Origin of the sequence: Halorubrum sp. DM2, from assembly GCF_901686465.1 — an archaeon.
Classification (GTDB): domain Archaea; phylum Halobacteriota; class Halobacteria; order Halobacteriales; family Haloferacaceae; genus Halorubrum.
In genome coordinates this window covers 2,941,255-2,965,916 of record NZ_LR594487.1, presented here as the reverse complement: position 1 = coordinate 2,965,916, position 24,662 = coordinate 2,941,255, and the positions used below count along the sequence as shown (strand labels likewise).

The 24,662-nt window shown below is 72.2% G+C and carries 25 protein-coding genes and 1 tRNA gene; 9 read left to right on the top strand and 17 right to left on the bottom strand.

Annotated elements, in window-relative coordinates; genetic code table 11:
* Positions 1-156: 156 nt before the first annotated feature.
* The 6 genes from hemA to QOL69_RS14885 form a co-directional block, all read right to left on the bottom strand.
* Positions 157-1,497, bottom strand: coding sequence for a glutamyl-tRNA reductase (gene hemA, locus QOL69_RS14910; protein ID WP_283403801.1), 1,341 nt, complete (start codon positions 1,495-1,497; stop codon positions 157-159).
* Positions 1,494-2,186: a precorrin-2 dehydrogenase/sirohydrochlorin ferrochelatase family protein gene (locus QOL69_RS14905; protein ID WP_283403800.1), complete on the bottom strand. Its 693-nt coding sequence runs from the start codon at positions 2,184-2,186 to the stop codon at positions 1,494-1,496. The genes hemA and QOL69_RS14905 overlap by 4 nt, the downstream gene beginning before the upstream one ends.
* Before the next feature lie 31 nt (positions 2,187-2,217).
* Complete coding sequence (locus tag QOL69_RS14900) at positions 2,218-3,303, bottom strand: siroheme decarboxylase subunit beta (RefSeq protein ID WP_283403799.1); 1,086 nt, start codon at positions 3,301-3,303, stop codon at positions 2,218-2,220.
* Between the two features lie 106 nt (positions 3,304-3,409).
* Positions 3,410-3,877, bottom strand: a complete 468-nt coding sequence (locus QOL69_RS14895; protein ID WP_283403798.1) for a DUF7112 family protein — start codon at positions 3,875-3,877, stop codon at positions 3,410-3,412.
* Between the two features lie 9 nt (positions 3,878-3,886).
* The gene (locus QOL69_RS14890; protein ID WP_283403797.1) at positions 3,887-4,285 is read right to left on the bottom strand and encodes a 30S ribosomal protein S6e; all 399 of its coding nucleotides are present in this window, start codon (positions 4,283-4,285) and stop codon (positions 3,887-3,889) included.
* Positions 4,286-4,351: 66 nt separating this feature from the next.
* Positions 4,352-5,062, bottom strand: coding sequence for a lipoate--protein ligase family protein (locus QOL69_RS14885; RefSeq protein ID WP_283403796.1), 711 nt, complete (start codon positions 5,060-5,062; stop codon positions 4,352-4,354).
* Between the two features lie 146 nt (positions 5,063-5,208).
* On the opposite strand from QOL69_RS14885, the gene QOL69_RS14880 reads away from it, so the two are divergent.
* The 3 genes from QOL69_RS14880 to QOL69_RS14870 all read left to right on the top strand — a co-directional run bounded on the left by QOL69_RS14880 (position 5,209) and on the right by QOL69_RS14870 (position 8,501).
* The gene (locus QOL69_RS14880) at positions 5,209-6,885 is read left to right on the top strand and encodes a sensor histidine kinase (protein WP_283403795.1); all 1,677 of its coding nucleotides are present in this window, start codon (positions 5,209-5,211) and stop codon (positions 6,883-6,885) included.
* Positions 6,882-7,919, top strand: coding sequence for a DUF8155 domain-containing protein (locus QOL69_RS14875; RefSeq protein ID WP_283403794.1), 1,038 nt, complete (start codon positions 6,882-6,884; stop codon positions 7,917-7,919). Before QOL69_RS14880 ends, QOL69_RS14875 begins: the two co-directional genes overlap by 4 nt.
* 87 nt (positions 7,920-8,006) lie before the next feature.
* The gene (locus QOL69_RS14870; protein ID WP_283404251.1) at positions 8,007-8,501 is read left to right on the top strand and encodes a PaaI family thioesterase; all 495 of its coding nucleotides are present in this window, start codon (positions 8,007-8,009) and stop codon (positions 8,499-8,501) included.
* Here QOL69_RS14870 and QOL69_RS14865 read toward each other — a convergent pair.
* The 3 genes from QOL69_RS14865 to QOL69_RS14855 all read right to left on the bottom strand — a co-directional run bounded on the left by QOL69_RS14865 (position 8,471) and on the right by QOL69_RS14855 (position 12,856).
* Positions 8,471-10,567 carry a molybdopterin biosynthesis protein gene (locus QOL69_RS14865; protein WP_283403793.1) on the bottom strand — a complete coding sequence of 699 codons (2,097 nt, stop codon included), beginning with the start codon at positions 10,565-10,567 and terminating at the stop codon, positions 8,471-8,473. The genes QOL69_RS14870 and QOL69_RS14865 overlap by 31 nt on opposite strands.
* Positions 10,564-11,826, bottom strand: a complete 1,263-nt coding sequence (gene glp / locus QOL69_RS14860) for a molybdopterin molybdotransferase MoeA (RefSeq protein WP_283403792.1) — start codon at positions 11,824-11,826, stop codon at positions 10,564-10,566. The genes QOL69_RS14865 and glp overlap by 4 nt, the downstream gene beginning before the upstream one ends.
* A gap of 88 nt (positions 11,827-11,914) precedes the next feature.
* Complete coding sequence (locus tag QOL69_RS14855; protein WP_283403791.1) at positions 11,915-12,856, bottom strand: CehA/McbA family metallohydrolase; 942 nt, start codon at positions 12,854-12,856, stop codon at positions 11,915-11,917.
* A gap of 158 nt (positions 12,857-13,014) precedes the next feature.
* On the opposite strand from QOL69_RS14855, the gene QOL69_RS14850 reads away from it, so the two are divergent.
* Positions 13,015-14,640, top strand: coding sequence for a GMC family oxidoreductase (locus QOL69_RS14850; protein ID WP_283403790.1), 1,626 nt, complete (start codon positions 13,015-13,017; stop codon positions 14,638-14,640).
* A 47-nt stretch (positions 14,641-14,687) separates the two neighbouring features.
* Here QOL69_RS14850 and QOL69_RS14845 read toward each other — a convergent pair whose 3' ends face one another.
* Positions 14,688-16,208 (bottom strand): HPP family protein, encoded by a 1,521-nt coding sequence (locus tag QOL69_RS14845; RefSeq protein WP_283403789.1) that lies wholly within the window; start codon positions 16,206-16,208, stop codon positions 14,688-14,690.
* Between the two features lie 167 nt (positions 16,209-16,375).
* Here QOL69_RS14845 and QOL69_RS14840 point away from each other — a divergent pair, with 167 nt between their 5' ends.
* Both QOL69_RS14840 and QOL69_RS14835 read left to right on the top strand, forming a co-directional pair.
* Positions 16,376-16,882, top strand: coding sequence for a nucleoside deaminase (locus QOL69_RS14840; protein ID WP_283403788.1), 507 nt, complete (start codon positions 16,376-16,378; stop codon positions 16,880-16,882).
* Entirely contained in the window at positions 16,879-17,970 is a 1,092-nt protein-coding gene (locus tag QOL69_RS14835; protein WP_283403787.1) for a carbohydrate kinase family protein, read from the top strand. Before QOL69_RS14840 ends, QOL69_RS14835 begins: the two co-directional genes overlap by 4 nt.
* Positions 17,971-18,024: 54 nt before the next feature.
* Here QOL69_RS14835 and QOL69_RS14830 read toward each other — a convergent pair whose 3' ends face one another.
* Positions 18,025-18,852 carry a BtpA/SgcQ family protein gene (locus QOL69_RS14830; RefSeq protein ID WP_283403786.1) on the bottom strand — a complete coding sequence of 276 codons (828 nt, stop codon included), beginning with the start codon at positions 18,850-18,852 and terminating at the stop codon, positions 18,025-18,027.
* 76 nt (positions 18,853-18,928) lie between these two features.
* Between QOL69_RS14830 and QOL69_RS14825 the strand changes: the two genes are divergently transcribed.
* From QOL69_RS14825 to QOL69_RS14815, 3 genes are all read left to right on the top strand, one after another.
* Entirely contained in the window at positions 18,929-19,411 is a 483-nt protein-coding gene (locus tag QOL69_RS14825; protein WP_283403785.1) for a DUF7124 domain-containing protein, read from the top strand.
* A 73-nt stretch (positions 19,412-19,484) separates the two neighbouring features.
* Positions 19,485-19,832 carry a 4a-hydroxytetrahydrobiopterin dehydratase gene (locus QOL69_RS14820; protein ID WP_283403784.1) on the top strand — a complete coding sequence of 116 codons (348 nt, stop codon included), beginning with the start codon at positions 19,485-19,487 and terminating at the stop codon, positions 19,830-19,832.
* A gap of 51 nt (positions 19,833-19,883) precedes the next feature.
* Complete coding sequence (locus QOL69_RS14815) at positions 19,884-20,366, top strand: hypothetical protein (protein WP_283403783.1); 483 nt, start codon at positions 19,884-19,886, stop codon at positions 20,364-20,366.
* Between the two features lie 25 nt (positions 20,367-20,391).
* Here QOL69_RS14815 and QOL69_RS14810 read toward each other — a convergent pair whose 3' ends face one another.
* From QOL69_RS14810 to idi, 6 genes are all read right to left on the bottom strand, one after another.
* Positions 20,392-21,306, bottom strand: coding sequence for an ATPase (locus tag QOL69_RS14810; protein ID WP_283403782.1), 915 nt, complete (start codon positions 21,304-21,306; stop codon positions 20,392-20,394).
* Complete coding sequence (locus QOL69_RS14805) at positions 21,303-21,617, bottom strand: DUF5827 family protein (RefSeq protein WP_283403781.1); 315 nt, start codon at positions 21,615-21,617, stop codon at positions 21,303-21,305. Before QOL69_RS14805 ends, QOL69_RS14810 begins: the two co-directional genes overlap by 4 nt.
* Positions 21,618-22,082: 465 nt before the next feature.
* Positions 22,083-22,682, bottom strand: coding sequence for a superoxide dismutase [Mn] (sod, locus tag QOL69_RS14800; protein WP_283403780.1), 600 nt, complete (start codon positions 22,680-22,682; stop codon positions 22,083-22,085).
* 274 nt (positions 22,683-22,956) lie between these two features.
* Positions 22,957-23,040: transfer RNA gene (locus QOL69_RS14795), tRNA-Ser, on the bottom strand.
* 75 nt (positions 23,041-23,115) lie between these two features.
* The gene (locus QOL69_RS14790; RefSeq protein WP_283403779.1) at positions 23,116-23,871 is read right to left on the bottom strand and encodes a DUF2064 domain-containing protein; all 756 of its coding nucleotides are present in this window, start codon (positions 23,869-23,871) and stop codon (positions 23,116-23,118) included.
* Between the two features lie 61 nt (positions 23,872-23,932).
* The gene (gene idi / locus QOL69_RS14785) at positions 23,933-24,547 is read right to left on the bottom strand and encodes an isopentenyl-diphosphate Delta-isomerase (RefSeq protein WP_048076658.1); all 615 of its coding nucleotides are present in this window, start codon (positions 24,545-24,547) and stop codon (positions 23,933-23,935) included.
* Positions 24,548-24,662 lie beyond the last annotated feature (115 nt).

Sequence of the window (24,662 nt, the reverse complement as noted above, 5' to 3'; positions counted from 1 at the left end):
CGGAGGAAAACACGTACAGCCGAGCGGCCGGGGCTTCGGTGATCGTCGCTCTGCTGCTCCCGCTCGACTCGCTAACCGGTCGCGACGATTTCAGAGAGACCTCTCCGCGACAGAACAGTACAGGACAGAACGGACCCGGGTCGTACCGGAACCGATCTAATCGTCCAGTTCCTCGGCGACAGAGTCTGGGATCGCGTCGGGCGAACCGATCCCCGCGTCCGGGGCGTCGGACTCGGCCGCCTCGTCTGCCTCGGGCGTGAACTCGGGGTCGAACAGGCGGAGCGCGGTCCGGATCGTCTCCCAGTCGTCCTCGCCGGCCGCATCCCGCAGCGACCGGGTCGGTGCCGCGAGCAGCTGGCCGACCAGCGCGTCCGCCAGATCCTCGACCGTCTCGCGCTGCGCCTCTGTCAGGTCGCCTTGTGCCTCCAGCTTCGACATCGCGCGGTCGAGCTCGCGCGCCTTCACCTGATCAGCGCCGGCGTACATCGACGAGATGGCGTCGTCGGCGCGCTTACGCTTGTACGCCTTCAGAATGCGCGCTAACTCCTCGTCGATGATGGACTCGACCTCGCGGGCCTCCTGCTCGCGGCTCTCCCGGGTCCGCCGGGTGACGTCTTCGAGGTCGTCGATATCGTAGACGGTCACGCCCTCGCGGGCCCCCGCCGCCGGGTCGACATCGCGGGGCTGCGCGATGTCGATACAGACGAGCCGGCCGGCGTCGTCGACGTACGACGGGTGGACGATCAGGTCCGGGCTCCCGGTCGCGGTGACGACGAGGTCGGCGTCCGGGATCATCGCGGGGAGGTCCGCGAGCGACACCGCCTCCGCGGGGGTGTCGACCTCCTCCGCGACGAACTCCGCGTTCGGCACGGTGCGGTTGGCGACGACGATCTCTGAGACCGGCGTGTCGTCGAGCGTGCGGGCCGCCAGCGTGCCCATCTCGCCCGCGCCGACGACGACGGCCGTCCCGTCGGTCAGGTCGATCTCGCTCGCCGCCAGCCGGACCGCCGCGGAGCCGAGCGAGACGACGCCCTCGTTTATCGACGTCTCCGTCCGGGCGCGCTCGCCGACGTGGAGCGCCTTCGTCACCGCGTCCTTGAGGACGGGCCCGATGCCGCCGGCGGACTTCGACTCCTCGTAGGCCTCCCGCAGCTGCCCGATGATCTGGTCTTCGCCGAGCACGAGCGACTCCAGCCCGGACGCGACCCGCATCAGGTGTTCCAAGCTCTCCTCGTGGTCGAGCCGGCGGACCGCGCCGCCGCGTACCTCCGGCGCGAACGTCGAGAGGGCGGTCGTGCCGTCGACCGTGCGGTCGGTGACGACGTACGCCTCCGAGCGGTTACACGTCTGTACCGCGAACGCCTCCTCGACGCCCTCGCGTGCGAGCAGGTCCGAGACGGTCGCGCGGACGCCGTCGCCGCCGGCGGCCTCGATCTCGTCGACGGTCGCGTCGGCGTGGGCGACGCTCACGCCGGCGATCGCGCCCGTCTCTCTCATCGGTCGAGTACCTCCTCGATCACGGTGTCAGCCTCTTGCCGTCCGTAAGATCTCCCCTTTTGTAAACCCTTCCAAACCCCCCGCGATCTGACGACGCGCCGGACCGCTTCGCGGCGCTTCTCGGGCGCGATTCCGTCCGATTTCAGCTCCTCGCGGATCTCCCCCGAGAGCCTCGCCATCTCCCCCGCGCCGTCGATCTCCGCTTCGATCCGCTCCCGCAGCGCCTTCGCGAGCGCGGGGCTGGTTCCGCCCGTCGAGAGCGCCACGGTCACCGGGTCGTCCTCGACGGTCGCGGGCACCACGACGCTCCCGGCGTCGCGGTCGCCCGAGACGTCCGTCCGGTTGACCAGCACGCCCCGGTCGAGCGCGGCCGACTCCACGGCGGCGTTGACGGCCGCGTCGTCGGTCGCGGCGACCGCGAGCGCCGGGTCGAGTCGGTCGAACCACCCCGCGACGTCGCCGGGAGACGGCGCGGCGCGGACCAGTTCGATCGCCGGGTCGCCCTCGCCGTTTCCGCCACCATCTCCGCCCCGCCCGTCCGCGAGCGACCGCAGTCGCTCGTCGAACGCCGGGCTGACGACGACGACGCGCGCGGCGTCGCCGAACCCACGCGCCTTCCGGGACCCCACCGAGCCGCCGCCGAAGACGACCACCGTCTCCCCGGCGAAATCGTGGTACAGCGGGGTCACGGCGCACCTCCGGGCGTCGCGGTTCGGCGGGTCACGCCGTGTTGCTGTCCGCCCGGTCCGCGATGCGGATGCCGGTCTTCTTCAGGATGCGCGTCGAGAAAAGGGTGTCCCAGTCGTCCGCGCCGACGTCCCAGTACTCGTCCATCAGCTCTCTCACCTCCGCGATCCGGCGCTCGCTTTCTGCTTCGGTGCGGCCGTGCGTCATCGCGAAGAAGTTGTATTCCCAGACGCCCGCGTGCCGAGGGCGCTCGTAGCAGTGCGTGACGAAGTCCAACTCCGCCACGGCGGGACCGACCTCGTCTAAGACTTCCTCGGGCACGTTCCACACCGTCATCCCGTTCTCCGTGTAGCCGAGCGCGTAGTGGTTCGGGATGACGCCGACGCGGCGCACCTTCCCCTCCCGCTCGAACCGCTTTATCGTCTCGATCACCCAGTCGACGTCGGCGTCCAGCGCCGCCGCCACGTCGGCGTACGGGGTCTCAGTCACCGGCAGCCCGCCCTGAATCTCCACGACGAGGTCGCGCTCGTCTGGGGTGAGCGTCCCGCGGTCGCTCGGAGCCACGTCGGGGCCCAACTCCGACAGGTCGACGTCGCCGTCGGGGACCGGCCCGTCGACGAGGAACTTCGCGCCGACGTGGAACTCCCGGAGCTTCGGGAGGTTGTACGTCTCCTGGCCCGTGGCGGTCTCGATCTCCGCTAACACCTCCTCGACGCGGTCGCTCCCGTCTTTGTCCGGGTCGGGATGGTCCGCGACGCTCACCACGAACCACATGTTGAGATGGGGGTGTTCCCGCTCGTAGTTGTGCGCGACCGCGGTGAACTCGTTGACCGTCTCCGCGATCTCTTCGTAGCGGTCCGCCGGCGCGTGCATCGCCACGAGCGACGCCGCCCCGCCGATCTCCTCGGCGTTGACGAGCGCGCCGAACCGCGATAAGGTTCCCGCCTCGTCGAGCTCGCGGACGCGCTCGCACAGCGCCGGGCCCGTCACGTCGACGCCGCGCTCGCGGAGTACGGCCGCCGCCGCGTCGAAGGGACGCCCCACGACCGGGAAGCCGCCCTGGAACGCGTTGATGATCGCGCGGTCGAGTGTCGTCAGATCCGCGTCGACCTCCTGCATGAAGAGACATCGGAGCCGAGCGAGAATAAGCGGTTCGACCCGTCGCGGGCGGTGGCTCGGCGCGCGTCTCGCCTCGCGGCCGCCGCGCGTCTCGCGGCCGCCGCGCCTACCCGTCCACGTCGCGGGCGATGTCCGCGAGCGACGAGCGGGGACCACGGTTCGCGTCGTAGACGGTCCGCTCACCCGGGATCCGCAGGCCGTACAGCTCGCCGGGTACCACGACGTCGAGGACGACGCTCTCGCCCGGCTCCCGCTCGTTCGCGTCGAGCCACTCGGCCAGCCGGTTCGTCCCCTCGCCGGCGTCACGCGCGAGCCGCCGGTTGTCGAACGCGCCGCGGAGAAACCGCCCCTTCGAGTCGCTCGCGACCCGCGCGTGGTACTCCTCGCGGTCGATCGCGATCCGAACGATATCGCCCGCGCTCACGCCGAACGCGTCACAGGAGCCGGACTCGACGCGGCCGTCGAGCGCGTCGTCGGCCGGGAGCCTGACGCAGGGGCGACGAGTGCCGCCGCTCCGGGCGAGCGAGACGCGGATCGAGGAAACATCCTCGCCGTCGGAGGGGACGCGAGGCATGGGGAGTCCTTACTCGTCGTCTTCGTCGTCGCCCTCGCCGAACGCAGCCGCCACGTCGCCGTCGCCGTCGACGACGCTCGCGTTGATCTGCGCGACGTCGTCGTCGACCTCGCGGCCGCGGACGGTGATGCGCTTGCGTTCGCCGTCGCGGGACGGCTCGAAGCCGACGCCGCCCTCCAAGAGGAGCTCCTTCAGACGCGTGCCGGAGACGTCCTCGCGCATCGGGCGACCGGTCTCGTCGGAGCCGCCGGTGAGTTCGATCGTGTGGTCGGAGAGCCCCACGGCGTCGCCGCCGATCTCGTCGCCGAGTTCGCGGCCGAGGAATCGGTTGGCGTCCTGTCCGTCGACCTCTCGCTGGAACGTCTCGCCGGTCTCGGGGTCGGCGACGACGACTTTGAATTCAGCCATGCGCGAACCCAGATGCCCGCGCATAAAAAGCACGTCGAAACGTCGGAACCGCGCGGCGCGCCGGGTTCAGGCGTCTCCCCCGCCGACGCGCACGATCCGGCGCTCGCCGTCGCCCCACGGCCCGTCGACGAACGCGTCCTCGACCGCGTGGGCCACGGCGTCCGAGTCGTCCGGGCCGCCGGCATCGGCGACGCTCCCGACCGACTCCGGGTCGAACGGCACGTCGAGCGCGTCGTAGACCGGCCCCGTCACCCCCGCGATCGCCTCGGGGTCCGCCGCCGAGACGACGAGGACGCCCGCGACGAGCGCCGCGTCGGCGCGGACGCGCTGCGCGAGCCCCGCGATCTTCCCGCGGTTCGCGACCCGCAGGGAGTGGTCGCCGGGACAGAACGCGGCCGGCGGCTCGCCGCGGACTACGTCCGCTCCGAGGTCGCGGAGCGCGTCGCGGAGCGTCTCGACCGCGACGTCGTACCGCGCTCCGATCGACCCGCGCCCCTCGCCCGTCGGTACCGCGACCCCGAACGAGAGGGTCGATCCGGTGTACGCGACCGCGCGCCCGCCGACGTCGCGCTCGACGACCGGGAACCCGGCGTCGCGGGCCGCGCGCTTCGCCCGGTCGAACCCGTCCTCGCGGGCGTCGCGGCGGCCGAACGCGACCTGCCGCGGTGGGGCGGTGACGCGGACGGCCGGGACGCCGTCCGCGGCCGACGCGAGCAGGTCGGCCGTCGGGGCCCGGTCGGCGGCCGGCGTCGAGAACTCTCCCCGGTACACGCGCATACGGCGACTGACGGCCGCAGCGCCGAAGCCCTTTGCGTTCGCCTGCGTCGTCCGTTTCGCCTCGCCCGCGGACCCCGCCCGCACGCGGCGCGACGCCGTCGCGTGACACAACAGTTTTGTCGGGGGTGAGAGTGATACCGATATCGATGAGCGACCTGGGTGCCCTGCCGGTCCAAGCGTACCTCACCGCCTGTCTGCTGGCGGGGGGTATCGGGCTCTGGCTCGGTCGGGTCGCGTGGCACGAGCGCGACGAGCCGGGGGGGCTGGAGGTCGCGCTCTACCTGCTCTGTGGCGGCGGCGTCGCCCTCCTGTACGCCGTCCGGATCGCGCTCCCGGGCGAGGTCGCGATGACGGTGGCGCTCAACCTGTCGACGCCGCTCGTCGGGGCGCTCCCCGTCCTCTGGATCTGCTTCGCGCTCGCGTTCACGGGCCACGAGCGCTGGCGGACGGAGCGCCGGATCGTCGCGCTCGCGACGCCCGCGTTCGTCTGGGTGCTGCTCGCGTGGTCGAGCGAGACCCACGGGCTGGCCCGGCGGTCGGTGACGGCCGTCGTCGACGGCCCGTTCACGCTGCTCGGATACGGGTTGGGACCGGTAGGCGGCGCGTACGTCCTCCTCGCGTACGGACTGTGCGTCGCCGGCGCGCTGCTCGTCGTCGACCTCTACGAGCGGACCGGGAACCGGTACCGGCTCCAGACGTTCGTCGTGCTGCTCGGGACGCTGTTCCCGTTTCTGGCCGGCGTCGCGACGTTCGTCGACGTCGGGAGCTACGCGAGCCTCTCGTGGCTGCCGACGGCGTTCGTGATCCACGGCGTGTTCCTGTACGGGACCGTCTTCTGGCTCGGGACCCTCGACGCCGCGGTCGTCGCGCGCGACACCGCCGTCGAGGTGATGCAAGACCCCGTGATCGTCTCCGGCTCGGACGGGCGGATCCGCGACCTCAACCCGGCGGCCGAGGCGCTCCTCCCGCCGGACGCGGTCGGGTCGTCGCTGCCGGCGGTGTTCCCGCGACTGGAGGACGGTTCCGAACACCCGATCGCGATCGGCGACCGCCAGTTCGACATCCAAGAGAACCCCATCACGGACCCGCGCGGCACCGACCGCGGGCACGTCTTCCTCCTCCGCGACGTGACCGCGCGGGAGCAGCGACAGGCGGCGCTCGAACGGCGGGAGACCGAACTGGAACGCCAGAACGAGCGGTTAGCGGAGTTCGCCGGCGTCGTCTCGCACGACCTGCGGAATCCCCTCGCGGCCGCGTCCGCGGCCGTCGAACTGGCCCGCCAGCGCGGCGACGACCCCGACGGCTCGCTGGAGCGGGCCGCGAACGCCCACGAGCGGATGGACGACATGATCGAGGGGCTGCTCGCGCTGGCGACGGCGGGCGAGACGGTCGACGACCTCGACCGCGTCTCGCTCGACGGGACCGTCAGGCGCGTCTGGTCCCGGCTGGAGACCGCGGACGCGACCCTCGTCGTCGAGGGCGACGCGACCGCGCTGGCCGACCGCGACCGGCTCGAACAGCTGCTCTCGAACCTGTTCCGCAACGCGATCGAACACGCGGGCGAGGACGTCGCGGTCACCGTCAGCGTCGCGTCCGACGGCGACGGCGTCACGCTCGCCGTCGGCGACGACGGCCCCGGGATCCCGAAGGCGGAGCGCGAGAACGTCACCGAGCGCGGCGTGTCGCTCGGCGGCGGCACCGGGTTGGGGCTGGCCATCGTCGGCGACATCGTCGAGGCGCACGGCTGGACGCTCACCGTCACCGAGTCCGACGCCGGCGGCGCGCGGTTCGTCATCGAGGGGCTGGAGGCGGGGGAATCGTGACAGGAGCACCGACCGGGCGTGACAACCCCGATACCGGCGACGACCTCGACAACGACGACCCCGACCCGCCGGGCGCGACCGTGTCGCTTCCCGCGGGCGTCGTCGAACGGTACCGGAAATTCTCGCGGTTCAACTCCCCGTACCCCGCCCACCGCCGCGGCCGCGCGATCGACCTGTACCCGGGTGACGGGGTCGGTCGCTCCCCGGTCGCCGGAACCGTCCGAGAGGTCCGGAGCGTCGGCTGCCCGGACCGCCCGTACGCCGCCGACGAGGACCACCTGATCGCCGTCGACCTCGCGGACGAGTGGTGTGCTCGCGCCGGCGCACCCCCGGGAACCGTCGCGCGGATCCTCCACGTGATCCCCGAGGTGTCTCCCGGCGACCGGGTGTCCGTCGGCGACGCGCTCGGCCCGACGACGCGCTCCGGCTTCTTCGGGCAGTGGGTCGACGACCACGTCCACCTCGGCTTCCGACCGCCGGACGCGAACCCCCTCAGGGCGAGCGGGTCGCTCCCGGTCGCCGTCAACGCGCCCGTCGAGCCGGTGGCGTGGGACGGGACCGGCTCGGTCGTCGAACGCGGCCCGACGCACGTCGTCCTCGACGGGCCGCGGCGGGATGGCGCGGGGCGGGACCGTTCGCGAGGGGACGAGTCCGCACCGGCGTTCGCGGCGCTCGCGAGCGACGAGGGAGTCTCCCTCGACGGCGGGCTGACGCACTACGCCGGGGGCGGGACGTTCGGAGTCGGAGATGAGTCGGCTGTGCTGATCGGATCGGCGCTGTCCCTCTTCGGCACCCGAATCGGGACCGCGACCGAACACGACGCCGGGACCGAGCCGGGAGCGCCGCGCGTCGAGTGGGCCCCGGTCGACGTCCTCGCGAACGGCGAGCGCGTCGTCGGACTCTCGCTTTTCGCGGCGCGCGGCGGCCGCTTCGGTGTCAAGGTCGTCTGCCCCGACGCGACATTCGAGGTCGGAGCGTCGGTGACGGTCGAGGTCGTCCCGAGTGACGACCCGGTCCGGCTCGGCGTCGGCTGAGTCGCGGGCGACGAGATGAAGCCAATCACCGACCCGTTGTCTCGCGTTTCCGGGGGCTACAAGCCGTCCGAGGGCGACGCCCGGGACATGGACCGCACGGACATCGCGGAGATGGACCCGCTCCCGGCGGACGCGACGGAATTCGTCGAGCGGAAGCTGGAGGACGAACACGGCTACCTCTCGTGGCTGAACACGTCGGTCGAGACGATCGAGCGCGGCCGCGTCGTCCTCTCTATCCCCTTCGACGACAAGCTCACGAACGCCGACGGGCGGACGATCCACGGCGGCGTCGCGGCGACGCTGATCGACACGGCGGGCGGCGTCGCGCAGCGCACCACCTTCGAGAACCCGCTCGGCGGCGGCGTGGCGACGGTGAACCTCGACGCGAACTACCTCCGGCCCGCGACAGGCGACCTCCGCGCCGAGGCGGAGGTCGTCAGGGCCGGCGGCTCGATCGGCGTCAGCGAGATGACCGTCACCACCGCCGTCGACGGGGCCGGCGGGACGGATGAGAACGACGGGGAAGAGAACCGCTCGGAGGTCGTCGTCGGTCAGGGGTCGTTCCGGCTGTTCCGCGAGTAGCCCGGGAGGTCGTCGAGGATCGCGTCGAGCGCGGGGCGGTCACCGCCCACACCCGCCGACAGCTCCGCTTCAAGCGCCGCGACCGGTTCGCGGTCGACGCGGTCCGGGGCGGCCCGGACGACGACCGACTGCTCGCCGAGCGGGACGAACTCACAGCCGAGCCGCGCCGCCGTCTCGCGGAGGCCGAGTCCCGCGTCCGCGTCGCCGGCGACGACCGCGCGGACCGGGCTCTCGAACGCCTTCGCGGTCCGCTCGTAGCCGTCGATCTCCTCCGCGAGCGCGCGGCGGTCGGCGTCGCGCTCGGCCGCGAGGTCGTCGAGCGCCGCGTCGAGGCTTCGCCGGAGCCCCGAGACGGTCGGCCGGTTCCGGAAGCGGAGGTCGCGGTCGACGAGGTCGGCGAGCCCCGTCACGTCGTCGGGGTTCCCGTCGGGGACGACCAACCCCCACTCGCGGGTCCACCCGCCGATCGGCTCGGCGTCGACCTCGCGGTCGGTCGGGCCCGCGGTCACGGCCACGTCGGGGACGCCGTCGCGGAGGCGTCGGAGCCCCTCGCGGGAGCCGACGGCGAGGTAGCGCGGGTTCGCGAGGCGGTCGAGCAGGCGGTTGAGCGCGGGGTCGTCCTCGCCGACGCCGAGCAGCGTCGGCGGGCGCACGTCGGGCGAGAACAGGTCGACCGAGACGGACTCGCCGGCGTCGAGGTACTCAGTGTCCGGGTGGACCGCGACGACGCCGTCGGCCTCGACGAGGCTCGTCGTCGCGCCCGACCCCTTGTCGACCGGGTAGACGAGCGGGCGGTCGTCCGCGTCGCCCGCGCGGTCGCCGTCCGACACGTCGAGCAGGCCGACCGGCATCAGCCGCATGCGCCCCTCGCCGTAGCGCTCGCCGACGCCCATCCGGCCCTCGACGGTCGCCGTCGCCGGCTCGGGCTGGCCGGCGGCCTCCCGGATCGCGGGCGCGACGAACGTCCGGAAGATCGTGAGCGCGGACACCGGGTAGCCGGGGAGGCCGATGTACGCCGACTCGCCGGCCTCACCGGCCCCGTCGGCCCCGCCGTCCGCCCCCTCGTCTCCCGCCTCCTCCCTGCGGTCCAGCCGCCCGACGAGCATCGGCTTGCCGGGCTTGACGGCGACCCCGTGGAGGAGGAGGTCGCCGCGCGCCTCGATGACGCGGTAGATCACGTCGACCGCGCTCGCGGAGGTCGACCCCGAAGAGAGTACCAGGTCGCACTCGTCTGCGGCCCGCCGGAGCAGTCGCTCCATCTCCTCGTAGTCGTCGCCGGCGTGGGGGTACAGCACCGGCTCACCGCCCGCCTCCTCGACGCCGGCGGCGATCGTCGTCGAGTTCACGTCGTATATCTCGCCGCGGTCGGGATTCAGCTCCTCGCCCGGGCGCACGAGCTCGTCGCCGGTCGAGACGATCCCGACGCGCGGGCGTCCCTCGACCGGGACCTCGTCGACGCCGAGCGCCGACAACAGGCCGATCTCGCGGGGCGTCAGCCGCGTTCCGGGACCGAGCGCCCGCGCGCCGGCGGCGATGTCCGTGCCGGCGGTCATCACGTGGTCGCCGGGCGCGACCGAGGTTCGCACCGCGATCCGGGCGGGCTCGGCGTCGTCGTCCGCGTCGGTCGCGCCCGAGTCGGCGTCCGCGTCGGCCGCATCCGAGTCGTCGTCGCCGTCTGCAGCGCCGAGCTCGTCGGTCCGTTCGACCATCACGACGGCGTCCGCACCGTCCGGCATCACCGCCCCGGTGGAGATCTCCGCGCACGTGCCCGGTTCGACCGTCACGTCGGGGGCCGCGCCCGCGTGGACCGCGCCGACGAGGTCGAGTTCGGCGGGGTCGGCCTCGTCCGCGCCGAAGGTGTCGCGCGCCCGGACGGCGTACCCGTCCATCGAGGCGCGGTCGAAGCCCGGCACGTCGATCGCGGCGTCGACCCGCTCGGCGAGGACGCGGCCGCGGGCCTCCCGCAGCGGGACCGTCTCCGGGTCCGGCGAGAGGTCGAGCGAGGCGATCGCGTCGCGGGCGGCCTCGGGGGTCGCGAGATCGCGGAACTCCTTGCGGTCGCTCACGCGTTCACCTCCCAGAGCTCCACGTCGACGGCCTCGCCGGCGTCGAGGCCCTCCCGCGGCTCCGGCACGACGACCCAGCCGTCCGCGAGCGCGACGCTGGATAAGATTCCGGAGCCGCTCGCGCGGGTCGGCGTCGCGGTCGGGAGGCCGTCGGTGTCGGCCGATTCGTCGCTCGCGTCGTTCTCGCCGTCCGCCGAGAGGCCCACCCGCGCGAACGTTCGGACGCCCGGCTCGCTCGCGACCTTCCGCCCCAGCGTCGCCCGCCGCGTCGGGAACGGGTCCGCGTCGGCTCCGCCCGCCCGCTTCATCGCGGGCCGGAGGAACTGCGCCGCGTTGACGATACACGCGACCGGGTAGCCGGGCAGCGACACGATCGGTGTCCCCTCCGCCCGCCCGAGACACACCGGGTGGCCGGGCTTCAGCGCGACGCCGTGGACCAGCACCTCGCCGAGGCCGTCGACGACCTCCGGGATCAGGTCCCGCTCGCCGACCGAGGAGCCGCCGGTGGTGACGACCACGTCGGCGTCGAGGTCGGCCGCGACAGCCTCCCGGAGCGCGTCCGGGTCGTCGGTGACGACGTCGCGGTAGCGCGCCTCGCCGCCCCACCGCTCGACGAGCCGCGAGACCGTGAGTCCGTTCGTCTCGATCACCTCGCCGGGACCGGGGTCGGACTCGACCAGCTCCTCGCCGGTCGGGATCACGGCGACGTCGGCCGGCTCTCGGACCGCGACCTCGTCGATGCCGACGGAGCGCAGGAGCCCGATATCGGAGGGCCGCAGGACGTGACCCGGCTCGTAGAGACGCTGGCCGGCCGCGACGTCCTCGCCCGCCTCGCCGACGTTCTCGCCGGTCGCGACCGCGTCGAACACCTCCACCTCGTCGCCGACCGACTCGACCCGCTCGACCATCACGACCGCGTCCGCGCCCTCGGGCACCGCGCTGCCGGTATGGACGCGCGCCGCCTCGCCCGGCGCGATCGACTCGGTTTCGGCCGGCTTCGCGTCGAGGACCGCGGGCGAGCGGTCGCCGGCTCCGAAGGTGTCGCTCGCGCGGACCGCGAATCCGTCCATCGCGGCCCGGTCGTACCCCGGCACGGGCGACGGCGCGTCGATCGGTTCGGCGACGGCTCGACCGTCGGCCGCCGCGACTGGGACCGACTCGCGCCGGTCGTTGGGCGTGACGGCGTCGAGCAGGGTCGCCCTCGCGTCCGCGACCCGGGTCCGCCGCTTGAACCCGGACTCGCGTCTGTCGTGGCTCATACGTACCCATTCGCGGCCGCGGGCAAAAACCCGTTCTCCGCGGTCGCGGTCGCTGGAACGACGCGCGCCGATCCCCGTTCCCGATCGCTTAGGCGAACCAGGAGAGGAGCCGCCGGGTGCGGTGGACCGACTGGAGGGCGGCGACCTTCGCCGCCACCGCCCCGTCGACCGCGGTCCGCCTCGTGGCCCGCGCGCCCCGGGCCGCGCCGGTTCGCGCGTAGTACGCCGACCGGCGACCGGCAGCGCCGACGTAGTGTTTCGCCGCCATCCGGATCGGCGCGCGCCGTCCCTCGACGGTGGTCGTGCCGCGGCGGATCGCCCCGAGCACGTCGTCCGCGGTGACCTCGGTCGCCGACTCCCGTCCCGCTATCGTTAGCTCCGTGAACGCGCGGCCGACGTACTGGAGGTGGTGCGCGTCACTGGCGGCGATGCCCGGATACCCGTGTTCGGCCGCGAACCGACGCGCGCGCCGGTTGCGGTACCCCGTGAACAGCCACGCGTTGAACACCTCGATCGCGTCGACCTCGGCGGCCGACGCGGCGCGCGCGACTCCCGGATCCGGCTCGGGCCCCGACTCGAAGCCGGAGCCGACGCCCGACTCGGGGGTCTCGTCCGCGGTCTCGGCGTCGCCGCTCGGTCGGTCCGGTCCGGGCGTCGGGATGTTGCGCTGGCGGACGCCGTGCCGCGAGCGCTGGAACGGGTGCGGAACGATCGCGACCCCGCCCTGCTCGTGGATCTGCCGGACCGTCTCGTCGTACGGTCGCCCGCGCGGCGGCATCCGATCGACGCCGACCGCCAGCAGGTGGCCGTGCGCGGTCGACACCTCCACGCCGGGGATCCCGATCAGCCCGTACTCGGAGGCGATCTCCGCGGCGCGTTTCGACTCCCGGATCACGTCGTGGTCGGTGATGACGACCGCGTCGAGTCCGATCTCGGCCGCGTGTTCTAAGATTAGCTCGACCGGCTCGTGCCCGTCGTAGCTGCCCTCGGAGTGGACGTGCGGGTCGATGCTGACGGTGACGCGGGACACGCTCGGACTACGCGGCGGGAGGTATATAAAGGGACGAGCGACGGCGGCGGGTCGCGGTCGGCTCCGTCGAACCTCCGGGAACGAGACGGGACGAAAGTCGCCGACGGACGGTGTGTGACACGGGTACACTTAATTGGCCGTCCCGCACATGATCGTCCATGATGGAAAGCGAGTACGACTACGTCGTCGTCGGTGCCGGGTCCGCGGGCTGCGTCCTCGCGAACCGGCTCACACAGGACCCGGAGGCGTCCGTGCTGCTGCTCGAAGCGGGCGAGCCGGACGACGAGCGGAACATCCGGATTCCGGCGGCGTTCCCGGAGCTGTTCAAGACCTCGACGGACTGGGAGTACTACACCGAGCCGCAGGAGCACTGCGGCGGCCGGGAGCTGTACTGGCCGCGCGGCAAGACCCTCGGCGGCTGCTCGTCGAACAACGCGATGATCTACGTCCGCGGCCACCCGTCCGACTACGACCACTGGGCCGAACTGGGCAACGACGGGTGGGAGTACGACTCGATGTTGGAGTACTTCAAGCGGGCGGAGCGCTTCGGCCCGGGAGGATCGTCGTACCACGGAGCGGACGGACCGCTCAGCGTCACCGAACAGACCTCGCCGCGGCCCGCCTCCGAGGCGTTCGTCCGCGCCGCCGCCGCGGCGGGCTACGACCGGAACGACGACTTCAACGGGGCGACACAGGAGGGCGTCGGCCTGTACCACGTCACGCAGAAGAACGGGAAACGCCACAGCGCGGCCGACGCGTACCTGAAGCCCGCCCTCGACCGCCCGAACCTCACCGCCGAGACCGGCGCGCAGGTGACGGCGGTGACCATCGAGGACGGCCATGCGACCGGCGTCGACTACCGACAGGACGGCCGGACCCGCAGCGCCGGCGCGGGCGAGGAGGTGATCCTCAGCGCCGGCGCGGTCAACTCCCCGCAGCTGCTCATGCTCTCTGGCGTCGGAGACCCGGACCACCTCTCGGACCATGACATCGACGTGGCGGTCGAGTCGCCGGGCGTCGGTCGGAACCTTCAGGACCACCTGTTCGCCTTCACCGTCTACGAGACGGCCGACGACGTGAGCACGCTCGACGACGCTGGCGGGCTGCGGGACGTCCTCAACTGGTTCGTGTTCAAGCGCGGGAAGCTCACCTCCAACGTCGGCGAGGCCGGCGGGTTCGTTCGCACGAGCGAGGACGAACCCCGCCCCGACCTCCAGTTCCACTTCGCGCCCTCGTACTTCATGGAGCACGGGCTCGCGAACCCCGCCGACGGGCGGGGGCTGTCGATCGGCGCGACGCAGCTCCGACCGGAGAGCCGCGGCCGCGTCACGCTCGCGTCGGACGACCCCTTCGACGCGCCGCGGATCGACCCGAACTACCTCGCCGAGAGCGAGGACGTGGCGACCCTCGTCGAGGGCGTGCGGCGCGCCCGCGAGATCGCCGCACGGAAGCCGCTCTCGGAGTACGTCGAAGAGGAGGTGTGGCCGGGCGAGGACGCCCGGTCGGACGCGGAGATCGCGGAACACGTCCGCGAGCGGTGCCACACGGTGTATCACCCCGTCGGCACGTGTAAGATGGGGGATGACGAGGCGGCCGTCGTGGACGACCGGCTCCGCGTCCGCGGCGTCGAGGGGCTCCGCGTCGCGGACGCGAGCGTGATGCCGACGCTCGTCGGCGGCAACACGAACGCCCCGACGATCGCGATCGCCGAGCGGGCCGCGGACCTGATCCGCGACGACCGGGCGGAGCCCGCGGACGGGCCGATCGCGGCCACCACCGACTGACGCGGTTCCACCGCGCGCGTCGCCGGCGGTCTCACCCTCTCTAACACCTACACGTCGCGGCCCGCGTCGCCGCGGTCCACGACGGCCACGTCGCACTGGACGTCCTGAATGCGCTCGAAGGTCGGCGGGGAGACGAGCCGCGAGGCCACGGAGCGGTCCCCGCTCGACCCCATGAGGACGAGGTCGTAGGCGTCCGCGTTCGCGCCGAGGAACGCCGTCACCTCCGACCGCGCGACCCGCGTCTCGACGGGTCCCGCCGCGGTCTCGACGAGGTTCGCCAGCTTCGTCTCGGCCCGTCGGCGGTCGGACTCGGCGTCGATACAGGTACAGACGCTCACCCCGCCGGTCTCGCCGGCCAGTCGCTCGGCGAAGTCGATCATCGCGTGCGCCGAGTCGCCGGGGCGGGCGACTAAGACGAGGATGCGCCGCCAGGTGTCGATACCGGTCGCCGACCGGAACGCGACGGCGTCGAGGGGACCGGCGAAGACGCCCCGAGTGAACGGCGAGAGCAGGCCGTCTTCGGTCTCGTACGGCGTCACGAGCAGGTCCGAGCTCGTCGCGCGGGCGGTCTCGACGGCGACCCGCGTCGGATCGCCGTCGGCCGCGACGACCACCTCGCAGGGCACGTCGAGCCGCGCTCGGATCTCCGTGGCGTGGCGTTCGAGTCGCTCGGCCGCCGTCGCCGTCGCCCGGTCCGTGACCGCCTCCTCGAAGTCGCCGTCGAACGACGTCCGCACCGAGTCCGGGAGGTCCTCGGGCGTCGCGGCGTCGTGGTCGGCGAGCACCGCCCGCTCCGCGGCCGCCAACGCCGCGTCGTCGACGACGTCGAGAAGGACGACCTTCCCGGCGTCGTGGGCGGCGGCGAGCCGCGCCCCGAAGAACGCGGTCGCCTCGTCCGTCTCCCCGCGCATCGGCACCAGCACGTGGTCGTCGGCCTGCGTCGTGCCGTAGAGATAGCGGGCGCGCTCCTCGTAGAACCACGTGCGCCAGACGGTGAACGCGCCCGCGACCAGACCGCCGGACACCGCGACGCCCACGACGTAGGCCGCCGCCGGGTCGACGGCGGTGCCGAACACGAGCACCGCGTCGCCGCGCGCGCTCACGAGGACTAAGAGCGCCGTCGAGAAGGCGACCGGTTCCTCGACGCCGGCCAGCCACGTCAGGCCGCCACAGAGCATGATCGACAACCCGGCGCTGAGCGGACTGATCGCGCCGGCCGAGACGCCGCCGATACCGAGCAGCGACAGTTCCAGCGCGACCCACCCCGCGAGCGCCCCCACCACGAGGCCGCCGACGAACGTCCGCGGCGAGGAGTACTTCCCCTCCGGGTCGGCGAAGAGCGTGTAGGCCCCCGACGCCAGCGGCGGGAAGAGGAGGAAGGATAGGTCGGTCAGGTTCGTTATCTGGGTGACGAGCGCGATGAGCACCGGCACGAGAAACAGCGTCGTCAGGTGGAGGAGATTGGTCGTGTCCTCGGCCCACTGGCGGAGTTCCACGAGCTCCCGGCGTTCGATCCGACGCACCCGCCGGCGAGCGGCGGCGAGTTTCGCTCGCACCCTGTCCAGCATTACTCCCGTTTCGCCCGTAGCGGTCAAGAGCGTGGCGGAGGGTCCGGCGCGGACGCGAGCGTGATGACGACGCTCGGCGGCGGCGACACGGACGCCCCGATGATCGCGAGCGACCTCCCGGCGGCGACCGCAGGAAGCGTTAGGTGGTCGGAGGGGCACGTGCGGGTATGCCCGACGAGAACGAACTCGGCGGTCCGGTCGCGGTCGATCTCCCCACGGACGCGACCGACGAGGAGTACGTGGCCCGGACGATCGAACTGGCTGAGGAGGCGGTCGCGGCCGGGAACACCCCGTTCGGCGCGCTGCTCGTCGTCGACGGCGAGGTAGTCCGCGAGGCCCGAAACGAGACGCGAACCGACGACGTCGCCGCGCACCCGGAACTGACGCTCGCGCGGTGGGCCGCGCGCGAACTCGACGCCGACGAGCGGGCGGCCTGTACGATGTACGCCAGCACGGAGCCGTGTCCCATGTGTTCGACCGCGGTCCACTACGCGGGGATCGGCCGGCTCGTCTTCGGCGTCGACGGCGAGACGCTCGACGCGGTCTCCGGCGGTGTGGTACCGATCCCCTGCGAGGAGGTGATCCGGCGCGCCGGCGGCGAGACGACCGTCGAGGGACCGATCGCCGTCGACGCGGCGATGACCGTCCACGAGTCGTTCTTCGGCGAACCGTGACGGCGGGACCGGATGCCGACGACGAGGAGACGAACCGCGACCCGCCCGCGGTCCTCTCTATCGGAGCCGCGGCGATAGACGAGTGGTACGCGGTTAGTAACCTCCCGGAGCCGGACGGGGGCGCGTTCGCCCGCGAGGTCACGTCCGCGTTCGGCGGCGTGGGCGCGAACGTCGCGGTCGCGCTCGACCGCCTCGGCCGCGACGCCGGACTGGTCAGCCGCGTCGGCGACGACGAGTACGGGCGGCGGGCGCGGGAGTACCTCGCGGAGACCGGCGTCGACGCGACCCACGTCGCGGTCGGCGACGACCCCCACACCCGGTCGCTGATCCTCAGCGACCCGGGCGGCGAGCGCGCCATCGTCACCGCGGGCGAGAGCTTCCGCGGACTGCGGCTGGACGACGCCGCGCTCGCGGCGACGGCCGACGCCGACGCCGTCTTCCTCACCGCCTACGCCCCGGATCACGTCTCGCGGCGGGTCCTCGACCGGATCGCGGCGCTCCGCGAGGGCGAGACCGCCGATCCACCCGCGCTCGTCTTCGACCTCTCGGGGTCGGTCGAGGAGCTGGTCGACCGGGGGACCGAGCCGGAGACGGTCTACCGACTTCTCCACGCGGCGGACCTGTTCGTCGCCGACGGGGTGGCCGCGCCCGCCTTCTTCGGCTCCGCGGCCGACGCGGTCGAGCGGATCGCGGCCGCACAGACCGGCACTGCCGGATCCGCGTCGCGGTCGCGAGACGGACCGCGGGGGGACTCAACGTGGCCGCGGGCCGTCCTCACGCACGGCGCGGACGGGATGACCGCGGTCGCCGGCGGGGAGGTCTCTCGGTTCGACGCGTTCGACGTCGACGCCGTCGACGCGACCGGTGCCGGCGACGCGTTCACCGCCGGGCTGATCGACTGCTGGATCGCGGGGGAGTCACGGGGAGCGCTTGCTGACGGCGACGACGTCGCCGCCGGCGTCCGGTTCGCGGGCGCGGTCGCCGCGATCAACTGTACCGCCCGGTTCACGCAGCCGGGACTGCCGACCCGGAGCGAGGTCGAGTCGTTCCTCGCGGAGCGCGGATACGGTCCCGACGGGAGTCGGTAGCGAGCGGTGAACGAGAGCGACGGGATCCGACGAGAGCGACGAGGCCGGGCGACGTCACCGAACTGCGTCGGCGGCCGCGACGAGGTCCGCGACGCGGTCCGCGTCGACCGGCGCGGTCGTCTCGCCGCCCCGCTTGAGCGCGGTTCCGACTATCGCGCCGTCGGCGACGCCGAGCAGGTCGCCGACCGTCTCCGACGTGACGCCGCTGCCGACGAGGACCGGCGTGTCGAGGCCGTGACGCTCGCGTTCGGCGACGACCGCGTCGAGGGCGTCACGATCGACCGCCTCGCCGGTCCCGGATCCGGAGGCGATCACGGCGTCGGCGAGGCCGCGCTCGGCAGTGTCGGCGAACGACTCGGCGGTGTACCCTTCCGGGGTCAGCGGCGCGGAGTGTTTCACGTCGGTGTCGGCGAAGACGCCGACGTCGACGCCGAGGCGGTCGCGCAGGCGGAGCGTCTCGTGGGCGCGCCCCTGAACGATCCCCTGATCGGTGACGCGAGCACCGGTGTGGACGTTCACGCGGACGAAGTCGGCGTCGACCGCGGCGGCGACGGACAGCGCGGCCTCGGCGTCGTTGCGGAGGATGTTGATCCCGAGTGGAAGGTCAGTCTCCGCGGCGACGGCGGTCGCGGCGCGCGTCACGGCCGCGACGACGTGGGGCGGGACCTCGTCGGGGTAGAAGGGCGCGTCGCCGAAGTTCTCGATCACGATCCCGTCGACGCCGCCGCGGTCGAGGGCCCGCGCGTCGCTCGTCGCCCGGTCGACCGCGGCAGCCATCGCCCGCCGGCCGTCATCGGGCGCTCGGGGCGCGCCCGGCAGCGGCGGGAGGTGGACCATCCCGAGCAGCGGCGCGGCCGTGCCGAAAGTGGATTCGAACTCCATCGTCGGGGTCGACGGGTCGGCCGGGCATAAGCCTCCCCACAGCGTTTAGGCCGCTCGTCGTCTGGGTCCGGTCGAGATGGGAATCGACGCGACGACGCCCGGCGACGGCGACGTGACGCTCGTCTTCTCGCTCGGTGCCGCGCGGTCGCTCGCCGATCCGGCCGCGGCGTTCGCCGACGCGCGGCAGTGGAGCCGCCACGTCGGGATCGTCGCGAACGAGGCCGACGAGGTCGCGGCGTTCGCCCGCCGCCACGGCGTCGACAACGACTACGCGCTCGCGAACTGGGACAAGTGGGGCACGCTCGCGGACGTTCGCGAGGAGAGCGCCGCCCCGCGGTGCGTGTTCGTCGGCACGACGCGCGCCGACGAGCGCGTCGCGACCGAGACCGGCTACGAGTTCCTGCCGATCGACGAGGCCGCCGAGAAGGCGGGCTGGGAGCTCTCGGAGCCGGGCGCGACGGGAACGGACGGCGACGACCGGGGTGGAAACGACCGCGACGCCCGTCGCCTCGCTCGACTGCGACGGGCCGTTCGCGGCGTGGTCTCTCGGTTCCGGTGACTCCGGCCGCCGGTCGCTACGGCGGCGTCCCCGTCTACCGAAGGTACAAACCGCTCGTCGCCCAACGTGGGGTATGTCCTCACCGCTCGCGGACGAGCCGGTCGAGCCGGCCGGCGACGACGCGGAGCCGCTCGAAGGCGACGAGTACGCCGAACACTTCGCCGAACTCGGCGACGCGTGGGAGGTCGTCGACGACCACCACTTGGAGGCGAGCTACGAGTTCCCCGACTTCGAGACCGCGCTGGCGTTCACGAACGAGATCGGCGAACTCGCCGAACGGGAGTGGCACCACCCCGACATCGCGCTGTCGTGGGGCGAGGTCGGGGTCGAGATCTGGAGCCACGAGGTTGGCGGGCTCACCCGCGCCGACTTCGTGATGGCGGCGAAGATGGACCGCCTGTACGTCGACGCCGAGGCGTGACCTGACAGCGCAACGAACGAGTTTAAACCCCTCCCGGCGAAACGGAGGGTAATGAGCGAGAACGTCTTCCTGGTCCCGATCGACCCGGAGAACTTCGACCGAACGGTCCGGTCCGCGGTGGATCTCACCGAGTACCCGGACCGACCGGACGCCCTCGCGGACCTCGACGAGGCCCGCCTGTGGGCGGTCGACGACGACAGCGGCAACGGATCGACGTTCGAGAAGATGAGCGAAGGGGACCTCGTCTTGTTCTACACCGACGACGAGTACATCGCCACGGGTCGGATCGGCACGACCTTTGAGGACGACGACCGGTGGACCAGCGGGTCGTTCTGGACGGCGTTCCCCGCCAGACGGGTGTACACGGTGACCGACTACGCCGAGGTCTCCGCTCCCAAGCGCGCCGTCAACCGCATCTTCGACTACTCGTCGTCGTACACGCCCGGATTCATGCGCGTCGCCGACAGCCGGGTGACCGCCGACCTCTCGTCGATCGAGTCCGCGCTGGACCACTACACGAAGCGGAACGCCTGAGCGCGGGCCGACCGCGCCGATTTTTTCAGTCCTCGACCGCACCGACGAGCGCCTCGTACGCCGATTCGTACCGAGACGCGACGCGGTCGGGATCCCCTCGAACCTCGCCGGACAGCGCTGGGAGCGAGGCGGTCGCGACCGGTTCGATCATCTCCGTCACGGCGTCGACGTGTTCCTCGCGGCTCCCCTCGCGCGGGCTGCCGGCGGCGACCGCGCGGGCCTTCGCGTACCGGTCGCCCGCGTAGATCCGAGCGCGGCCGGGGTCGACGACCGCGACGGCATCGGGCGCGACCGGCCCGTCGCGCGGGAGCGTCCCCGCCACGTCGGCGTACGACTCGACGACGACGGGGACCGGCGTCCGCGCGACGCGCGCCGCGAGGCGTTCGATCGCGGGGAGGTGCGCCTCGGCCATCACGTCGTTGAACGCCGGGATGTCGCGCACGCGGGTCGCGTCGTCGAGGGGGAGCCGCTCGGTGAGCGCGTCGGGGAGCAGCCCCGCCGCCTCGGCGGCGGCGTTGACGACGAACCGCGTCCCGGAGTCGGTCGTCACGCGGTCACAGAGGAAGGTGCGGTCCGCGTCGCCGAGCATCCCGGTCCGCCCCGGCGTCGGCCGCCAGAGCCGGTGGACGGGGTTGATCGACTCGGGCGCGACTGCCGAGGGCGACGACGACGGATCGTCGACGGTCGCGAGCGTGCGGGTGCTCGCGGCCGCCAGTTTTCGCGCGTCCTTGCCGTAGAGGCGGCCCGAGTCGGTCGCGATCCGGTAGTCGTCGTGGTCGAACCAGAAGTCGTTGCCCGCGCGGGGTTTGACGCCGACCGCGTCGCCCGCGCGCTCGGCGAGGTGCGTGACCAGCCCAGCCGAGAAGGTGGTCTTCCCGGCGTCGACGCGGGACCCGCCGGCGACGAGGTACACCGGCGAGTCGGACGGCTCCCCGCTCACGCGGACTCGTCGGCGTCGGGATCGGTCCCCTGCTCCGCCCCCGCCTCGGTCGCCAGCCCGTAGTACCCCGGGCCGTCCTCCGACAGCGGCTCGGCGACGACCATGTCCTCGGCGTGGACCATCACCCACGGCACCGCCCAGTCGACTAGCACCGCCTCGGTGTCGGGGTCGACCTCGGTGTCCGGTTCGAGCCCCTGAAGCAGGCGGCCGATCTCGGGGATGGTGTACATCTGGTCCGGTTCGAACAGCTCGGCCGGCTCGTAGAAGTCGCACGGGTAGGTGGCGTCGAACGCCGACTTCGGTTCGGGCATGGGCGGCGATACGCGACCGCGTCCGTAAACGCTGCCGATAGCGACTCGATCCGATGCGGTGGCGCGCGCCTCCGAGCGCCCCGCAGGGCGCGAGGAGCGCCGCGCGAGGGAGTCAGTCGCCGGAGCAACGCGGAGGCGACTGACGAGGCTGGGGAGGTAAGAGGTGCTGTGCGGGGTGGGACTCGAAGGGGCAGCCGCGAGGAGGCCGCAGGCGACGTAAGGACCGCAGGGAGCGAACGAAGTGAGCGAGCGAGGAGCGCAGCGAGCCGCGCGAGTCCTCGCGGCTGGGGCTTCGAAGTGGCTCGTGTCGGTCGACTATCTACAAACAGAAACAGAGTCGTACAGCCGAGCGGCCGAGGCTTCGCAGCGGTTCGTGTCGGTCAGCGACTTCTACAGTCGCGACTACCCGGCAAGCGTCACGAAAAAATGCGGATCTCGACGCGCGTAACGCGTCCGGAGACGCGCTTACTCGAACAGCTCGACGGCCTGCTCGTACCGCGTGGACGGCTCGTTCCAGTCGACGACCTCGAAGAAGTTGTCGACGAACTCGCCGCGAGCCGGACCGTAGTCGTGGTAGTAGGAGTGCTCCCAGACGTCCAGCGCGAGAATCGGGTGACCGCCCCAGATAGCGCCCTGGTCGTGTTTGTCGACCACGACGTTGCGAAGCTGGTTCGAGAACGTGTCGTACACCAGAAGCGCCCAGCCGCTCGCATTGCCCGCTGCGGCTTCGAACTCGCCCTTCCAGGCCTCGTACGAGCCGAAGTCCTCGGCGATGCGGTCCGCGAGCGCGCCCTCGGGCTCGTCGCCGCCCTCCGGCGACATGTTCTGCCAGAACAGGTCGTGGAGGATGTGTCCCGAGGAGTTGTGGGTCACGTTGCGGATGGCTCCGCCGGACGAAGAGAAGTCGTGGGACTCACGGTTCTCTTCGAGCGTCTCTTCGGCCGAGTTCCAGCCGTTGACGTACCCCTGATGATGGGTGTCGTGATGCCATTCGAGCACCTGCTCGGAGATGTGCGGTTCCAGCGCGTCGTAATCGTACGGAAGAGGATCGAGTTCGTAGCTCATCGTTGTATCACCTGTTTCTATTATGTACAGGAAACCTGTTAAAGATAATGCGCCACGTGGTACCACGCGACACCAGACGTGAGTGTTATCGGGGGTTTCAGCCGACTAGCGGTGTCGTTGCGGTTCCGGGGCCAGAAGAACGGAGCACAACGGTAATTATGATCGACTGACGAGAACGACAAGTAACCATATACGGTTTCGCGGCGGATCGGTCTCTCTCTGATTCAAATCCCGCACGAGTCGCGCGCGGCGCGCGGTGGCACCCGACGCGTCACGGTGGGACTGGGATTCGAACCCAGGAAGCCGTGAGGCTACCTGCTTTCAAGGCAGGCGCAATGGGCCACTCTGCCATCCCACCACACGTGACTGCTCGGCGTCGGCCGACTAAGTCGTGTCGGATCCGACGAACGCGACCGCACCGCCGGGAGCCGACTCAGTCCCGCACCAACCGCTGCTCGCCGTCCTCGACGACGACGTCGAGGCCGTGTTGGTGGACGAACGCCGCGGCGTAATCGGGGACCACGCGCTCGGCGGCGAACCGCGCCCGGAGCATCGGCACCACGTCGAGAAGGTCTTCCCCGGTCTCCAGCGAGGGCGACGGCTCCACGAAGTCCACCGAGCGGTCGGCGTCGCGGCCGCGCTCGGCGAGCGTCGGCAGCGCGGGGGCTTCGAACGCCCCGTCGAAGTCGATCGGTTCGGTGAAGCCGGCGTAGTACGCCCGCCCGTCCGTCGACGGCCCGATCACGACCTCGGTCGTCCGCAGCTTCATCGCCGCCGAGTCGACGAGCGTCCGCGAGAGCAGCGGCGCGGTCGGCGTGACGACCGCGACCGAGTCCGCGCCCTCCTCGCGGAGCAGGTGCGTGACGGTGTTGCCGGCGCGCGCGCCGAACGAGGACCCGACCTGTCGCTCGAAGCGGACGCCGTCGGTGCCGCCGAGGGTGTCCGCGACGAGCGTCCGCAGCTCCGCCTCCGCGCTCGTCTCGGTCTGGTACTCGGCAGGGAGTTCGTCCTCGGCGGGGTAGTTGACGAGGAGTTCGCCGCCGGAGCGCTCGACCGCGAGGACGGCGTCGCGGAACTGCGCCTCGTAGAGGTCGGCCGCCTCGGCGGGCGACAGCGGCGTCGACTCGGCGAGCGCGGTTCCGACGAGCCCCTCGCGGGGCGGGTTCGCCAGCAGGGCGACGACGGTCATACCGGATCGCGTCGCGGGAGCGCCTTCAAGTCGCCGTTTCGGGCCGCAACCGGCCGGCCGCTCAGGCGAAGTCGCGCCGCATCGCGATCTCGAACCACGGGCAGAGCCGGAGCTGCCGGTACAGCGCCGGGTTCTCGTGGAGGTGGTCGTAGTCGGCCCACAGCATGCCGCCGATCTCGTCGTCGTCGGGGTCCAAGCCGGTGTCGTCGAGGGTGACCTTCAGCACCGCACAGACCTCCCACTCGACGCCCTCGTTGGGGTAGTAGCGCTTGTACTCGAACTTGTCCGTCACCCGGAGGTCGTCGTACTGGTCGGGCGAGATGCCGAGCTCCTCTTCGAGGCGCTGCTCGGTGGCGTCCTCCTGCGACTGCCCCTCGACCGGGTGAGAGGCGACCGTGCCGTCCCAGTGACCGTCCCACAGGCGCTTGTCGGGCGCGCGCTGGGCCAGCAGGATCCGGCCGTCCCGGTCGAAGACGAGGCAGGTGAACGCGCGGTGACGGATCCCGTCGCCCGTATGCGCGTCGAGCCGGTTCACCGTGCCCTGCGCGACGTCGTCGGGGTCGACGGCGATAACGTCCTGAAGCGCGTTCTCGTGGTCCGTGTCGCCCGTGTCGCCGGTCTCTGCCGCGCCGTCGCCGGCGGGGTCGCCCGACGCGGTCGCGTCTTCGGAACTCATGCGCGTTACGTCGCGGACCAGGGCTAATAAGGGTTCGATACGGCGATCGGTCGGCCACGTCTGTCGCGGGGCCCGCGCGCGACTCCGCCGTCACGCCGATGAGCCGCCGGCGCTT